This window comes from Psychrobacter sp. UBA6739 (assembly GCF_002453835.1).
Taxonomy (GTDB): Bacteria; Pseudomonadota; Gammaproteobacteria; order Pseudomonadales; family Moraxellaceae; genus Psychrobacter; species Psychrobacter immobilis_A.
Genome location: NZ_DKHR01000020.1, coordinates 1 through 14,895, shown reverse-complemented (window position 1 = coordinate 14,895; position 14,895 = coordinate 1). Strand labels below are relative to the sequence as shown.

At 41.2% G+C, this 14,895-nt stretch carries 14 protein-coding genes; 6 read left to right on the top strand and 8 right to left on the bottom strand.

Annotated features, from left to right (window positions below; genetic code table 11):
* The first annotated feature begins 104 nt into the window (after nucleotides 1-104).
* Nucleotides 105-1,697 carry a cell envelope integrity protein CreD gene (gene creD, locus B2575_RS05245; RefSeq protein ID WP_045452986.1) on the top strand — a complete coding sequence of 531 codons (1,593 nt, stop codon included), beginning with the start codon at nucleotides 105-107 and terminating at the stop codon, nucleotides 1,695-1,697.
* A 136-nt stretch (nucleotides 1,698-1,833) separates the two neighbouring features.
* On the opposite strand, the gene B2575_RS05240 is transcribed toward creD, so the two are convergent.
* Nucleotides 1,834-2,517, bottom strand: a complete 684-nt coding sequence (locus tag B2575_RS05240) for a DUF421 domain-containing protein (protein WP_045452982.1) — start codon at nucleotides 2,515-2,517, stop codon at nucleotides 1,834-1,836.
* A 342-nt stretch (nucleotides 2,518-2,859) separates the two neighbouring features.
* On the opposite strand from B2575_RS05240, the gene B2575_RS05235 reads away from it, so the two are divergent.
* Together B2575_RS05235 and B2575_RS05230 are read left to right on the top strand one after the other, a co-directional pair.
* A complete protein-coding gene (locus B2575_RS05235; protein WP_045452978.1) occupies nucleotides 2,860-3,780 on the top strand; it encodes a DMT family transporter in 921 nt (306 codons plus the stop codon).
* Between the two features lie 177 nt (nucleotides 3,781-3,957).
* Nucleotides 3,958-4,329 carry an MliC family protein gene (locus tag B2575_RS05230; RefSeq protein ID WP_045452975.1) on the top strand — a complete coding sequence of 124 codons (372 nt, stop codon included), beginning with the start codon at nucleotides 3,958-3,960 and terminating at the stop codon, nucleotides 4,327-4,329.
* A gap of 290 nt (nucleotides 4,330-4,619) precedes the next feature.
* Here B2575_RS05230 and B2575_RS05225 read toward each other — a convergent pair whose 3' ends face one another.
* Nucleotides 4,620-5,033, bottom strand: coding sequence for an organic hydroperoxide resistance protein (locus tag B2575_RS05225; RefSeq protein WP_045452972.1), 414 nt, complete (start codon nucleotides 5,031-5,033; stop codon nucleotides 4,620-4,622).
* A 185-nt stretch (nucleotides 5,034-5,218) separates the two neighbouring features.
* On the opposite strand from B2575_RS05225, the gene B2575_RS05220 reads away from it, so the two are divergent.
* Complete coding sequence (locus tag B2575_RS05220) at nucleotides 5,219-6,076, top strand: AraC family transcriptional regulator (RefSeq protein WP_045452969.1); 858 nt, start codon at nucleotides 5,219-5,221, stop codon at nucleotides 6,074-6,076.
* Nucleotides 6,077-6,368: 292 nt separating this feature from the next.
* Entirely contained in the window at nucleotides 6,369-6,698 is a 330-nt protein-coding gene (locus B2575_RS05215) for a hypothetical protein (protein ID WP_045452966.1), read from the top strand.
* Nucleotides 6,699-6,910: 212 nt separating this feature from the next.
* On the opposite strand, the gene B2575_RS05210 is transcribed toward B2575_RS05215, so the two are convergent.
* The 5 genes from B2575_RS05210 to B2575_RS05190 form a co-directional block, all read right to left on the bottom strand.
* Nucleotides 6,911-7,231, bottom strand: coding sequence for a hypothetical protein (locus tag B2575_RS05210; RefSeq protein ID WP_045452962.1), 321 nt, complete (start codon nucleotides 7,229-7,231; stop codon nucleotides 6,911-6,913).
* A gap of 223 nt (nucleotides 7,232-7,454) precedes the next feature.
* A complete protein-coding gene (hrpA, locus tag B2575_RS05205; RefSeq protein ID WP_201605812.1) occupies nucleotides 7,455-11,642 on the bottom strand; it encodes an ATP-dependent RNA helicase HrpA in 4,188 nt (1,395 codons plus the stop codon).
* Nucleotides 11,643-11,825: 183 nt separating this feature from the next.
* Nucleotides 11,826-12,239 (bottom strand): hypothetical protein, encoded by a 414-nt coding sequence (locus B2575_RS05200; protein WP_045452959.1) that lies wholly within the window; start codon nucleotides 12,237-12,239, stop codon nucleotides 11,826-11,828.
* Nucleotides 12,240-12,336: 97 nt separating this feature from the next.
* Nucleotides 12,337-12,654, bottom strand: coding sequence for a hypothetical protein (locus B2575_RS05195; RefSeq protein WP_045452957.1), 318 nt, complete (start codon nucleotides 12,652-12,654; stop codon nucleotides 12,337-12,339).
* 1 nt (nucleotide 12,655) lies between these two features.
* The gene (locus B2575_RS05190; protein WP_045452955.1) at nucleotides 12,656-13,249 is read right to left on the bottom strand and encodes a DUF1543 domain-containing protein; all 594 of its coding nucleotides are present in this window, start codon (nucleotides 13,247-13,249) and stop codon (nucleotides 12,656-12,658) included.
* A 75-nt stretch (nucleotides 13,250-13,324) separates the two neighbouring features.
* On the opposite strand from B2575_RS05190, the gene B2575_RS05185 reads away from it, so the two are divergent.
* A complete protein-coding gene (locus tag B2575_RS05185) occupies nucleotides 13,325-13,828 on the top strand; it encodes a hypothetical protein (RefSeq protein ID WP_201605739.1) in 504 nt (167 codons plus the stop codon).
* A gap of 40 nt (nucleotides 13,829-13,868) precedes the next feature.
* On the opposite strand, the gene B2575_RS05180 is transcribed toward B2575_RS05185, so the two are convergent.
* A complete protein-coding gene (locus B2575_RS05180; protein ID WP_045452951.1) occupies nucleotides 13,869-14,678 on the bottom strand; it encodes a metallophosphoesterase family protein in 810 nt (269 codons plus the stop codon).
* Nucleotides 14,679-14,895: the final 217 nt, after the last annotated feature.

Below are 14,895 nucleotides of genomic sequence, written 5' to 3'. Positions count from 1 at the left end.
TCGTTCTTACATATTTTTTCTTCATCTCTCCTCTATGATCTTCTTTGAACCTACTGACTGTTATATGCACAGTTTTGGACTAAAGATTCATATGAGGAGCTTTCATGCAAAAAACACTATTGACGAAATTGTCCATCATCGCCGGACTTTGTATTACTTTTGCCATCGGTCTCGGTATGATTGGCTCAGTGATCTACGAACGACAAAATTATGCCGCGTCGGTGGTCAAAGAAATTGCCCAGCAGCACGTCAATCCGCAAGAAGTCATCACCCCATTTATCATCATACCTACCACGATTACGCCTGAATGTCAGATTACAGCACCTGAAACAACCAGTAAATGTGCACCATCTTACTCAAAAAATGAAATTGTCTTTGCCAGTCAGACCCAAGCCATACAAGATCTTGAGGTCAGCACTGATACCTACAAACGTGGCATCTATCATGCGACCAGTTATGATGGTGCGTTGACATTTGACCAAAGCTATACATTTGATCAAACCATCAGCAGCTTATATGACACTACGAGCAAAACTAGTGACGCACAAGGTTCTGTCAGTACACCCGCCAATAAAAATAACACCCAGCCCGAAAAAACCATTATCCACTGGAATGCAGCAAAATTGATTATTCCAGTATCAGATCTGCGCGGCGTGGCGACGCTACCAACGGTGACCATTAATAAAAAACCGATAAAAGCGACCTACCCTCAGACAGCGCTGCTGAAAAATCTGACCTATGTAGAAGTAGCTATTCCGCAAAATATATTACAGCGTTCAGTAAAAAATATAACGAGCCAGCAGAATGGCAATAACGCCTTTGCTACGAACGGTGCTAGCGAATCACTAACCAGTACAGAAATCGTCATTGATTTACCGTTAGCTGGTATTAGCAATGTAAACACTGTACCGACTGGACAAAACTTTAACTTAACGATGCGCAGTAATTGGCATGCGCCAAACTTTATTGGTAAGGCGCTCCCCAATGCCAAGAAACTTACCGCTAAAGGTTTTGAAGCCAGTTGGCAAAATCAGTATTTAACAATAGCCAACAATCAAGATTTGTCGCAGTGTATCAGCATAGCCAACAACCGATGTGTCGTCACCAGTCAAGCCACTCTTGATAACAACAGCCAGTCAATGGCTTCTGGTGATGCACTTATAGCAATGGAAGGCGCTGCTACAGCAGAAGCTACTGCCATACCTGATAGCTATCGAAACGTACGCCTGAACAGCTTTGGTGTGAGTTTTGCTGAGCCTAATGATGTGTATTTACAAACTGAACGAACGATGAAATATGCCTTATTATTAATCTTAGTATCATTTGGCACTTTCTTCTTATTTGAAGTGATCAAATCCAGCCGTATTCACCCTATTCAATATCTGTTGGTCGGTTGTGCGCTGTTTGTGTTTTATGTCTTACTATTACCACTTGCTGAGCAAATTGTCTTTTGGAAAGCGTATGCCATTGCTGCCAGCGCCTGTGTTGGACTCATTGGTTGGTATACTTATTATGTACTGGGCGGCGTCAAGCGAGCGGCGATTTTTACTGTCACACTGGCAGGATTGTATGCGGCGTTTTTCGGTATATTAACCACCGAAGATATGAATTTATTGCTTGGTGCTGTCTTCTGTTTTGTGCTACTCGCTTGCGTGATGATCATGACGCGTAAAATTGATTGGTATAAAATTACCTAACTCAGATAGGGCATGTTAAAAGCGTTTAGTCTAGGGCTGTCTTACGTTGGTATAGTTGGCTATTATTAAGCCTGCCAACATAAGACCGCTCGATCTACTCATAGATAATTTAATATAGCTATCATCTCATTTATTATCATCTAACGATCTCACTATTCAAGGCCTTTGCCCAGTCTCGACATCCATTTTCACAGCGTTCACAGAGCTGATTGGGGTCAGATATATGATCGACATAGCCGCAATGCATACATGCATAATATGTCTCTGACTCTATCTCTTCGACAGGTTGATACTGCTTAGGGAAAAGCGGCATACCGTAGCCAGTGTTTTCAGGCGGATATAACAATATACTAAAATTACCGTCTGTCTCTAGCAAGCCTGTACGCACTTGACCCAAATGCTCAACCCCTTGTTGGCGCATTTCAGTAAAAAACTCATCATGAGACATTTTACCCTTTTTAATCTTATCGAGTACCAGCATTCCGTCTTCTACAATATAGAGCGATTTCCCTTCTAATAAATCCTCAAAAGGTTGAAATTCCATCATGATCCACGTGCACAATCGATAAAGCACGATAACGGCGCTCATGACCAGTACCGCCTGAATAATCGGCAAATCCTCGTTAAACATAGGGTCACCTGCGATAGAGCCCAATGATAAAATAATGGTCAACTCAAAGATTGACAGCTGACGGACGCCGCGTTTGCCCGTCAAACGCAAAAACGAGATAATCAGCACAAACATGACGCTGACACGCACCAATATCTCAAGCGCAAATGCCCAAGTGGTGTCATGAATAAAAATACTTGCCCAGTCCATATTACTTTTTCCTATCTATTGTTTTTATTTGATTTATGACGATTCATTTAAGCAATCGTTCTGAATATGCGCTTGACCCACATCACATCACATCACATCACTTTTGCAGTCGGCCTTTATTGTTAATTCAACTATCATCAGTCCAATTTAAAAAATACTTTTACCTACGAGTGCAATAAAATAGGCTCTGTTGTAAGACACCTCCCAATTGGCAACTAGTAACTAATTTTTGGCACTTTTTCCAGTATTTTTGCTGGTAAAAAAGCGGTAATAACAACATCCCTAAAGGTCGAATTTGCCTATTTTATTAAAAAACCAGCTTCTTTATTGTAGGAATTATTTTTGAAAGCCACCTTGTACACCGTTATTGCATTAATCGCCTTTGCTGCAAACTCTCTCTTTTGCCGGATGGCGTTAGCAGAGGGTCATATAGATGCTTGGAGCTTTACCATCTTGCGCCTGCTGAGCGCTGCTGTCTGCCTAGGTATTATCATGACCATTCATGCTTATCGGTTACGACAGCACGTGCGAGAGTCTGACAGTATTGTTCACGCTGCTATTTTAAACGATAAAGGCAGTTGGTTAAGCAGCGTGAGCTTAGTGATTTATGCGCTATGCTTTTCGATTGCTTATGTAGAGTTGGATACTGGTACAGGAGCGCTGATTCTATTTTCAGCGGTTCAGCTGACGATGATTGGTTGGGGCATCTATAAGAAAGAGCAATTGAGCGGCTTACAATGGCTGGCATTTATCGTAGCGGTAGCAGGGTTTGTCTATTTGATGCTACCGTCAGCAGCGGTGCCTTCGTTACTGGCGGCGGTGCTTATGGCAATCAGTGGTGCCGCTTGGGGCATATATAGCATACGCGGCAAATCATGCGTGTCGCCGCTGCGAGCCACAGGTTTTAATTTCATTCGGAGTCTGATAGCAGCGCCCATACTGTTAGTGATAAGCATGACTTATTTAGACAATATAGGCTTGGAAAACATCAATTTAGGTGACATTACTATCAAGGGAGTACTTTTGGCCTGTGCATCAGGAGCGATCGCATCCGGTATAGGCTATAGCATCTGGTATATGGCCATGCCTTTGTTAAAAAACACCCAAGCAGCAGTTGTACAACTGTGTGTCCCTATACTGGCTGCGATATTAGGCGTGGTATTTCTATCTGAGCAATTGACCGTGCCATTCGTTATAGCAAGCTCGGTTATCTTGGGTGCAGTATTGGTATTTATTTTAAATAGAGAAAAAGCCCCTACGTGAAATATCCTCATTCGTTATTCAAAATTAATAGGCTAATAAAGACTAAAATGCTTAGTGATAAAAAAGACAGATAAGATTACTACCATAGCCCTCAAACACAACATGAAGTTACATTCTCTACGGTATCATGTTGCTTGAAGTAACAACCTACTTTTACCGATACTTTTGAGGCATATTATGAAAAAATTATTAGCCGTAGCACCTTTTGCTCTATTATTGTCTGCCTGTGCCACTAATGCACCAACTACTACGATCTCAGAGACCAATACTCAGCCAGTAGCCCAATCATTCACTTGTGAAGACAACGGTCAACTCACTGCTGCCTACACTGCCAATGGTCAAACTGCTAACCTAAACGTGACCTTGCCTAAAGTTGGCTTAACCAACGCAAAAATCACCATGGAGCAAGCAGTATCAGGTTCTGGCGCTCGTTATGTCAATAATGTTAACCCTAAAACCACTTACGATTGGCACACCAAAGCGGATTACGGCATCATGACCATCAAATCAGACAATGGTCAACAATACCAAGTGAACTGCCAACTATAATAACCCTAGAAACAAGCGTAAATAATACGTGGTGGTTATTTGAATAAAATCCATGTTTTTATTCACATCTATTTAAAACAAAAAAGCCAGTAGTCAAACTACTGGCTCTTTTTTGTACTTAACTTTTCATGCTTGATAATTTAATCTTGATCAACGTTGAATCACTCAATAAAAAACTGCCTGAATACTTTATGTACCCAAGCAGTTGAAAATCATGTCGTTTTTATATTTGTTTATAGTTATTAGAACAGCTGTTGAATCAGTCGTTAGGTATTAACTACTGCTGACCGTTAAACCACGGTCACATGCAAACGTGCATCGACATTACCGCGAGTAGCATTAGAGTATGGGCAAACTTGATGAGCTGTTTCGACCAGTGTTTGCGCTTGAGCGTCATCAATGCCCGACACTTCAACATACAAATCTATATCTAGGTTATATCTACCATCGGCTTTCATACCAATACCCACTTGGGTCGAGGTTTTTGAGGCAGTGATTGGCAGTTTCATTTGCTGGGCGGTCAGATTTAAAGCACTATCAAAACAAGCCGCATAACCCATTGCAAAAAGCTGCTCTGGATTGACACCTTCCTTTTCTGTTTCTTGAAAAGAGACCAGATCAAAAGCTAGCGAACCATCGTCAAGACCTGTATGACCAGAACGACCACCCGTTGCCGTTGCTCGCGTTTTATAGAAAATTTTCATCATATATTCCTTATGGATTGGCGTGTTATTGGTATTGTGCAAAACGCTGCAAATCAATCTTACTGCGTTTTGATGCCATCATTATAGAAGTGAGCACGCTAATCCGGTAGAGCATTACTCCAGAGTCCTTGCCTATTCCTATAAATATTTATATCATTAGGCAAATTATAAAGTAAGCATAAATCATGAAAACGAAAACGGTAGAGCAGCTACTTAGTATGTTACCCAAAAACCAAACCATCGAATCAGACATTTCAGGCTTGTTTTTTTATTGTGCCGACACACCAAGAAAGACTATCAGCTATATCCAAGAACCTAGTATATGTATCGTTTTACAAGGCACGCGTGAAATTTACTTAGGTACAGATTGCCAGAAATTTGATGACAGCAGCCTGATGTTCTGCCCTGTCAATATTCCTATAAGCATGCATATCAAACACGCCACTGTAGAGAAGCCTGTCATCGTATTGTCTATGAAATTAAATCTGGCTCTCATTCGTGAGGTCATGGCAAAAATAACACCTCAGAAAAATGCCGATTATGAGCATCAAGGTATAAAATGGCCATTAGAAGACACCATATTAACTGCATTCGAGCGGCTGATAGACTTGCTTAATTATCCAAATGATATAGAATTTTTATCACCTTTAATTCAGCAAGAAATTTATTATCGGCTGCTCTCAGCACAGCAAGGTCATAAGCTTCGGCAACTGGTGGTTAATGGCAGTCACACCCACCGTATTGCCCAAGCCACCGATTGGCTAAAAGCGCATTTAGAAGAGCCCGTCATCATAGAAGATTTGGCCAGTCGATGCGGTATGAGTGTGTCGGGATTTCATCAACATTTTAAAGAAATCACTCAACTAAGCCCGCTTCAATATCAAAAAAGCCTACGATTGATGAAAGCGCGGCAGCTGATTCAACTCGGCGAGGCACAAGTATCGCAAATCGCCATGCAAGTAGGCTATGAAAGTCCCAGCCAATTTAGCCGTGAATATAAGCGGTTATTTGGAGTAAATCCAAGCAGTGAGTTAAATGTCTAACATGATGCTTCTACCATAATGCCCCTACTATAATGGTTTCTGACTAAAGCAATTCCTCTGCGCCTTGACAGCTTCATAAGCAACTGCGTACACAATGTAATTATCTGTTTAGCAGATTCCTACACCCTCCCTCTTGCCATCCGAACAAACGACGAAATATCTTACTCAAGAAGAAAACAGTTGACTTGATCTATATATTCATATTATAACATATAAAATATATTCATAACTTTGCAACTATTATAATAATTTTTCTACGTGTGATCGTCAGAATATTTCGGGAGGCACTAACATGATTCGTCTAAGCTATACTCTCAAATGCTGGGCATTGGGTGTCACTTATTTTTTGGTGTTTTATTTTATGGTGGTCATGAGCGACCCTGGTTTTAGCAAGTATATTTATATGCTGGCACTAAGCACCTTGTTATTCCCCGTAGCTAAGCGTTCAGTCGACGTTATGACGGACTTTTTTACATCAAACACGGTATTATTTAACGGATTATTGCCCTCATTATTGATCAACGTGGTGATTTGGATACTCACGCCATTTATTGTAGCACTGACCGTTATAGCATTCGTGCTTTATAGTATGGGTGTGCTGACAGAAAAGATCAGCCACTAATTTTACTCAGGTGCTAAATTTTAGAGCAAAGGTCATATGACGCCACCTTTGCTTTTTTGCTTCATAAAAGATTTGTCCATCGCAGAAAAACAATGACACTCAAAAAAAAGGCTGAGTTAGCAATTGCTAATCCAGCCTTTTTATCGATAGTGAGTGAGGGTTGGTTACTTAAAATCAGTAGAGTATCCATTCGATAACCTACTCTATCAAAGCTACGCGCAAATCTCACGAATAGTTATTTGATTTTGATATTTGCCTAGAGGCCCATATTGACCGATGGGGCTAATGTTACCAATGACGCAAGTTTCGAAATATTTGTAATAGCCTTTTTGATTGAGACTTTTTGAATCTTTAATTAATAATTGCTTTGGGTCTGACACATAGTAAATAATGTTATCAGAAACGAACTCATGAACTTCAAAGCTTCTTTTAAAACTGCCTAGTAACTGCACTTCTTTTTCTACGCTTGTTGGCACAAATACCTTCACATTTTCATTATTACTGGCTTGTGTTTCATCAGAGCCCGTACTCATAAATATAGTTGATGCAAATGCTAGTATTATCAATCTACATTTAATCATTATTTTTTATCCTGCTCAAAAACTTACATCAATATATTAGGTAACATGCAAAAAACGTTGGTATAAAAAATAATAGCTCTTTCATTTAATCAAATATTATCGACTAAATCAAAGAGCTATACAAGACAATTGTCATATGTTGTCAATTAGCAAATTTTAAAACTCAAATCGATCCTTAACTCATTTTATCCCACATCTTGCTTAGGCGCTTCGGTGACACTGCCATGTGGGTTTTCATCGGTTGCGCGAATAGCTGAATACGATACTCCTCGACCATCCAGCGATACTCACTAATGGCTTTATCGTTGGCACAATTTGCCAGCCGCTCCATATGCACATCAAGCGCGTATACCCCTTCGAGATCGGATTCGAGATTGTGCTCAAGCCGTTCGATACGAATTTCAAGCGCCTCTAGATAGCGCGGATACTGCTGCCAATGGCTATAATCCATACGATAAACAAAATCAGCCAAGTGCAAGTCTTCTAGCTGGTCTTCGATATCTTCGATAGACTCACCAAATACCTCTCGATCGAGCATGAGTAAGCTTTGGCGAATACGCTGCCAGCGAGTATAAACATTTTTCAGGATTTTTATGACGTTTTGACCTGTCAATAGAAAGTTACCCGACACCACTTCCAAGGTTTTTTCATACTCCTTTGGCGTAAAGGGCAATTCTTCAGCAAGCGCTACGGCAGTATCATCAGCACTTTCAGGCAAATCAGCACTGTGGTCAAATAACACATAATGCTCTTCGAGCGACGCATCCAATGCCGCATCGATGACGATGGTTTTTAGCTTCTCCATATCACCAAGTGGCGCGAATGCCAATTTGAATATTTTATCAATTTGGCTGGTGAGCTGTTTTTTCTTCGCACCAAGCTTACCTTTTATCAGGGTCAAAACGCCGATACGGTGTGCCTGCAACGCTGCATTGACATCGGTATATTGATGAATCGATACTGCTTCACCTGACACATCTGCGACCAAAGCAGCAAACTGCTTCATCACCACCCCTGCACTATGATGATTTTTGCTAAAGGCAAAATGCTCAGGGAATTCAGTATGCGTGCCTTGCTGCTCATTCACCGCTTGGCGGGTTTCAGAAGCATGACGAATCTGTAGCGTTTGCAGGTCGCGACCCTTTTCGATAATGCGGTTTTTGTCGTCGACCACACAGATTTGCGGCTGTAAATAGCGATCAATGCTAGAGGGATTAAAGCTATCAGGCGTCACTGACATAACGCCGCGACGATTTAGGGCTTGGCAAAGCTGCTTGAGCAATCCTTGTCCACCAGCAGGTTGCAGTTCATCAAACAAGCTATCGGCTGTATCAGGAATCGGTACAATTTGACGGCGGATATCCTTTGGTAGTGACTTAAGCAACTGCAATACTAGCTCATAACGCCAACCGGGTACGCCCCACAATAGTTCGATCGCATCAAGCTGCGGTAGCGCGGCAAGTGGCACACGAATGGTCACGCCATCATCATCGCTGGACGGATCAAAGACATAACGTAGCGGTAGTTTTAAATCACCCAATTTCCACATTTCTGGGAAATCGCCTGTGGTCGGTGCTTGGCTATTGAGCACGTCATCATCGGTAAAGAATAGATATTTGGCATCAGTTTTTTCAACCTCGGCACGCCAATCTTCAAAGGCTTTGCGACTGGCAATATGCTCAGGTATTTTTTTATCATAAAATTGATACAGTGCTTCTTCGTCAACCAACAAATCACGGCGACGTAACTTATCTTCAATGCGTTCAATGTCGGCAATTTTATCCATATTATGCTGTAAAAATGGTGCTTGACGCCCCAAATTACCAGTCACCAGACCATCACGAATGAAGATTTCTCGTGACTCAACTAAGTTCACTTGCTCATAATTGGTCAGCTGCTTACTAATGATTATGAGACCAAACAGACTAATCTGCGCATAGGCTTTCACTCGTCCAGTCTTTTTCGACCAATGCGGCTCAAAGTAGTGATATTTTAATAAGTCGCCTGCCGCTGAGATAATCCATTCTGGTTCAATTTTAGCAACGGTGCGCATAAAGACTTGCGAGGTTTCGACCACTTCAAAAGCCATGACCCAAGGCGGTACTTGTTTAAATACCGTACTGGCTGGGAATATTTTGGCTTTTTGCTGGCGAGCTGCTAAGTATTCACCGCGATTCTCAGTTTTGTGCGCAATCGTAGACAATAGACCTGTCAATAATGCGCGGTGTAAATTGGCATATTTAACCGCTTTGAGTTCTTCATCTTCTATCGCGGTAGGGTCGCTGGTCATGTTTTCTAACGAAGAATTTTTATTAGCGCCTTTATCGGAAGCTTTTGCCTCTTTAACATCCGTAAGCTTAAGGTCTGTGACCATTTGTACTAACTGACGATGGGTTTGATTCCACTCACGTACACGCGGGAAGCTCAGATAGTTTTTCTTGGTAAAATTCTTACGCTGATTGCCTGACAACTTATTGCCATCTTCATCTTTTTCAAATAGGGCTTTCCACAGGCTCAAATAGAATAAAAAGTCAGAATCATCTTGACGAAATTCCGCATGCTTTTGGTCGGCTTGCTGGCGTTTATTGGCAGGACGCTCGCGTGGATCCTGTACAGCAAGAGCCGCTACTACAATCAGCATCTCACGGATACAATCAAAATCACTGCCCGCAACCAACATACGTGCTAGCCTTGGATCGATTGGCATACGCGCCATTTTTTGCCCAGTGGGCGTCAGGCTTAAATGGTCGAGACCTTTTTTTGGTGTTGGCTTATTGGTTTGATGAGCAGCAGTTGCTTCATTTTTAGAGGTAATCGCGCCTAACTCATCAAGCAATTTATGACCATCAGTAACCAAGCGACTGTCAGGGGGCTCAATAAAGGCAAAATCATCAACGCTACCTAAACGCAGATTGGCCATCTGTAAAATAACGGATGCAAGATTGGTCCGTAAAATCTCAGGTTCGGTAAATTCTGGACGACCGGTAAAGTCCTCTTCACTATACAGACGAATACAAACCCCTGGTGCGACACGACCACAACGACCTTTACGCTGATTGGCAGCCGCTTGCGAGATCGCCTCAATCGGTAGACGCTGTACGCGTGAGCGATACGAATAACGAGAAATCCGCGCAAAACCCAAGTCAATCACATAGCGAATACCCGGTACGGTCAGCGCAGTCTCGGCAACGTTGGTCGCGATAACGATACGCCGACCACGACCTGAGGGCTGAAAGATGCGCTGCTGCTCTTCATAAGTCTGCCGTGCAAATAGTGGCAGCACTTCTGTATGCTTTGGCCCATGACGCTCAAGCACCTCTTGTAGCTCACGAATCTCAGCTTCTGTCGCTGCAAATATGAGAATGTCCGCTTGGTCAGCATGACCTTTATTTTGTGCATCGCTAAAGCATTCTTCGACGGCGGCTACGACCGCACGTGGCAGATTTTCTTCAAAGTCATCGTAGCTGTCATCATCGGAGCTGTTCACTGGCTCATCGGTCAGCGGACGGTAACGAACTTCAACAGGAAAACTACGACCTTCGACATTAAAAATAGGCGCAGGTACGTTGCGTTTTAGCTTATTATCATAGCGGCTAAAGTATTCACTAAAGCGTTTAGTATCAAGTGTTGCTGAGGTAATAATCACTTTTAAATCAGGGCGCTTGGGCAGTAGCTTTTTCAGGTAACCCATAATAAAATCAATGTTTAAGCTACGTTCATGCGCCTCATCAATAATGATAGTATCGTATTTACTTAAGAATCTATCGTGACCCAATTCAGCCAGCAAGATACCATCGGTCATCAGCTTAACCACAGATTGCGCCGTACCCTGCTCATTAAAGCGAATCTTGAAGCTGACAGTATTACCGAGCTGCTCGCCCAATTCTTCAGCGATACGGTTTGCCACACTGCGCGCGGCCAATCGTCGAGGCTGGGTATGCCCTATCTGTCCAGTGATACCGCGACCTGCCAGCATTGCCAGCTTGGGCAATTGCGTCGTCTTACCAGAACCTGTCTCCCCTGCAACAATAATGACTTGGTGATCAATAATTGCCTGTACTAAATCTTCTGCACGTTGGCTCACGGGCAAATCAAGATTCAGTTTTTCTGCCAGTTTGTCTGGAATACTATCCATACGTGCCTGCACCGCTTGCTGTGAGCGGGTCTTAATTTTTTCATACTGCGCACGTTTTTTAGTTAGCCCATCATCCGCTTTATCGTCAGAAACTTTTTTATTTTTAGCCACAGCAGCCCTTGCCAGCTCACGCTCGAGACGACTTAAATAATAACTATCTTTAGCGAGTACTGGTAAATCAACAACCATATCAGGTTGTGAAGACGCTTTATTACTGTTTTCTGTCATATTTGAATTATCGTCACTTGTGTTTGCTAATTTACTTAATTCATCGAATCTAAGCTCATCGGTGTTGTTTTCAGTCGGCATATTTACTTAGGCTATTTATTGTTTGGAAGTGGTTAGATTATGAGGGTAATTTGGGCGTGATTCAAGGTGGTTATAGTGTTTGCTTGGCAACTATGCAGACTATTATCTATTTTCAAAACGCTCAGTCAAAATATTTCTAAGCTCATTAGTCATAGGCTTAAACTTAAAATGCTCTGGCTCCATCTGAGCAATCAAAGCATACTGATCATTTTCAATCGAGTTATTCTCACAAGAAAAATGATTCATCTCCTGACCAGTAATGGCATTAATAATATAAAAAGAGGTATCGCTATCTTCAAACTGTGTCAGCTCATAATAATTATTCGGATCCCGCATAACGAGATTAGTACCATTAGAAAGAGTTGTATAATAGGTATCCTCAGTCGCTTGCTGCGCCTCTAACCTTAAAGGATTACCTTGGGTGGCGAAATAATACTTGAGCATATAACCAATATCGCTATTGATCACATCCAAACGTAAATGATCACCCTCTTCTGTGATGCATTGATAGATCATAAAAGATTCGTAAATTCGTGGTTCAGTAGTGACATTTTATCAAATTTTTCAAACCTGCCAGTCCTATTCTATTTTTATGAATAAATTATTTGTCAGCTCACATGCTACTTTTATAAATAATCTGTTGACGAATAGCAGCCCCCATAAAGAAATTCTGCAACTTTTGTAATGGCAGCCTAGGAAAAGGCAGATGCAGCGAAAGTATTAACCTCTCAAACGCTACCATTTCATCAGCTAATGCTTGTGCGACATCAGGTTGAATCTGCGGATTTTCATACACATTATCAATTAGCCAAGTGAGTTGTGGAAACTTAGCATTATCATGAATCTGATAAAGGGTGGGTAATAGCTCATCAGAGATTTGGCAACGCGATTTGCGAATCATGCCATTTTTATAATACAGATTTAAAGCCATATTAGGGTAACTTCCTTAAATTTTTGATACTTAGATAACCAACATACTCTTTATCTTCATCAGCATTTGCAAGTTTGTGACTATTATGAATCATAGGCTCAATTAAAATCTGTATGTTTGAGACAAGATCATTGACGTTGTATACATCATCGATATCTACCTGAAATTTATCATCAATGTGCGATGCGGCATTAAAAGGTGTGTCTTTATCTTTAAAAGTAAATTCTTTATAAAATGTACTGTGTTTGGCTTGTTTAATAGCCTCTGCTTGAGTAGCAGCGACGATAAGCAGTTTATGATGAAACTCTTCAAAACTCCCCTGCTGATAGCCGCCTAAATTAATAAAGAACAGTTTTAAACCGTTATCATTCGCTGTTTGATTGTTTGACTCGATCAATTTAACAGTATGGTTTCCCACTTTGGTAATCGCTCTGTATGAATCAATATGCCATTTGTTTTTGACTTCAGGCCAGTGGTGATTGATATCTTCTACCAGCTCGCGCACCTGATTGGCCACACCAAAGAAAATATCATGCTGCTCAATCAAACGACCTTTGGGGCGACCACCAAGTTGTACCATAAAGAGTGTTGGCATAAAGAATTACCTTGTACGTTAATAACTTCTGAGTAAAATGTGTGATGTTAGATAAATCATATAAAAAGGATCAATATGGGCATTCTGATAGCTATTAAGCTGACGTTTATAGCGACTATATTTTTGCCAATAGTGTTGTGTTTAACTTCCTGTACAAATAAAGAATCAAGCTTAACATCAAGAGCTACTTATCATGACATCAGCAAAGTTGAAATTGAGAACCCTTATTCAAACCCTATTCTACTATCTTACGACGCAAAGCATCAGCCTGAAAAAATGCAAGCCATAGTCGATGAGATAAACAGTCAAAGCCATGGTTTTTGGCGTGAAGGTCTAGGCGGCAAAGAGGGAGCTAATGTTATTAGTATTCATATCTATAGCTATTCTGAGACGCCAGTTGCAAGCTTTTCTTTATTTTCTAATCAACTAATGGAGCGAGGACCAAATTATCGACAGCTTAATGTAGACGGTTTTTTTAGGCAAATAGATATTCAAGCGCTACCCACATTGAAAGAGGCTTGGTGTGGTCATAGAGATATTGATGCATATGATAGCTTGCAACTTAGTAAATCATGCTAAAAATAGGCAAAATCCTGATACTTATATATTTAATTGCTCATCAAGGCAATACTCGCCCTGTTCTCAGTGCAAACGCCCAATCTTCGCGACCGTTCATTGAAGCCAATTTAGCCGCAGCTTCATAATCATAAGGCACCTTGATATGCTCAACTTGCCAGCATTTACCTTGTTCAGTGTCAGCACATTTGATAAGCGCATAACTGGCATGGGGCGAATAGGTTTGCATCTTATGCAAAATAGGCAAATCATCTTTATAAGCAGGGTAACCCACGCTACCTGTATTGATGATTATCTGACCTGTCGATAGCGTGACTGTACGTGGAATATGAGTATGACCACATATGATCACTGAACTGCCAATACCGTTAAGCTGTGCCAAAATATCTAGATTATTACGTAAGGTCGGCTGACCCGTCTCAATATTTTCTAACAAATATACCATGTCATCGGTTGGTGACCCATGGCACAAATAAATATTCTCACTTAAGTGACAATCAAACGGCAAATTCTGCAGCCACTTAACCGCTGCTTTAGGCAAGTCCTCTATGATAAAAGCCATGGTTGCGTTGTTGCCAATCTCCGCCGTTGTCGCTTCATAAATCTGTCTATCCTGATTACCTCGAATAGTAATGATATCGTTCTGCTGTGCCATTAAGAGCGCATAGGTATCTTTAGGGGCAATCGGTCCGTATAAAATATCGCCCAGATTAACAATTTGATCAATATCGCACTGTTTAATATCAGTCAGCACGGCTTCAAGCGCGAAGACATTACTATGAATGTCAGAAATAGCCGCGATAGTATTTAATTGCTTGTTATTAGAGTTGGAGTTAGAGTTAGAGTGCGCCATCCTATTTATTTTCCTAACAAATCACTATGTTATACATCGACTAATTGTAAAAAGGAATAGAAAAGAGAAACAAAAAAACCCAATGGCTCGTGATTATTGAGACATTGGGTTTCATAAATTATGATTAATGTGATTGATAAACTATATTAAGAAGAAATAAGCCCACAATCCGACGACAAAGGTAGCAATGATAGAGACCATCCCAAATTCTGTGTAA

Excerpts from the sequence above, each read along its gene's own strand:
- creD (WP_045452986.1), top strand. The coding sequence starts at position 105 with ATGCAAAAAACACTATTGACGAAATTGTCCATCATCGCCGGACTTTGT.
- B2575_RS05240 (WP_045452982.1), bottom strand. The coding sequence starts at position 2,517 with ATGGACTGGGCAAGTATTTTTATTCATGACACCACTTGGGCATTTGCG.
- B2575_RS05230 (WP_045452975.1), top strand. The coding sequence starts at position 3,958 with ATGAAAAAATTATTAGCCGTAGCACCTTTTGCTCTATTATTGTCTGCC.
- B2575_RS05225 (WP_045452972.1), bottom strand. The coding sequence starts at position 5,033 with ATGAAAATTTTCTATAAAACGCGAGCAACGGCAACGGGTGGTCGTTCT.
- B2575_RS05220 (WP_045452969.1), top strand. The coding sequence starts at position 5,219 with ATGAAAACGAAAACGGTAGAGCAGCTACTTAGTATGTTACCCAAAAAC.
- B2575_RS05215 (WP_045452966.1), top strand. The coding sequence starts at position 6,369 with ATGATTCGTCTAAGCTATACTCTCAAATGCTGGGCATTGGGTGTCACT.
- B2575_RS05210 (WP_045452962.1), bottom strand. The coding sequence starts at position 7,231 with ATGAGTACGGGCTCTGATGAAACACAAGCCAGTAATAATGAAAATGTG.
- hrpA (WP_201605812.1), bottom strand. The coding sequence starts at position 11,642 with ATGACAGAAAACAGTAATAAAGCGTCTTCACAACCTGATATGGTTGTT.
- B2575_RS05200 (WP_045452959.1), bottom strand. The coding sequence starts at position 12,239 with ATGATCTATCAATGCATCACAGAAGAGGGTGATCATTTACGTTTGGAT.
- B2575_RS05195 (WP_045452957.1), bottom strand. The coding sequence starts at position 12,654 with ATGGCTTTAAATCTGTATTATAAAAATGGCATGATTCGCAAATCGCGT.
- B2575_RS05190 (WP_045452955.1), bottom strand. The coding sequence starts at position 13,249 with ATGCCAACACTCTTTATGGTACAACTTGGTGGTCGCCCCAAAGGTCGT.
- B2575_RS05185 (WP_201605739.1), top strand. The coding sequence starts at position 13,325 with ATGGGCATTCTGATAGCTATTAAGCTGACGTTTATAGCGACTATATTT.
- B2575_RS05180 (WP_045452951.1), bottom strand. The coding sequence starts at position 14,678 with ATGGCGCACTCTAACTCTAACTCCAACTCTAATAACAAGCAATTAAAT.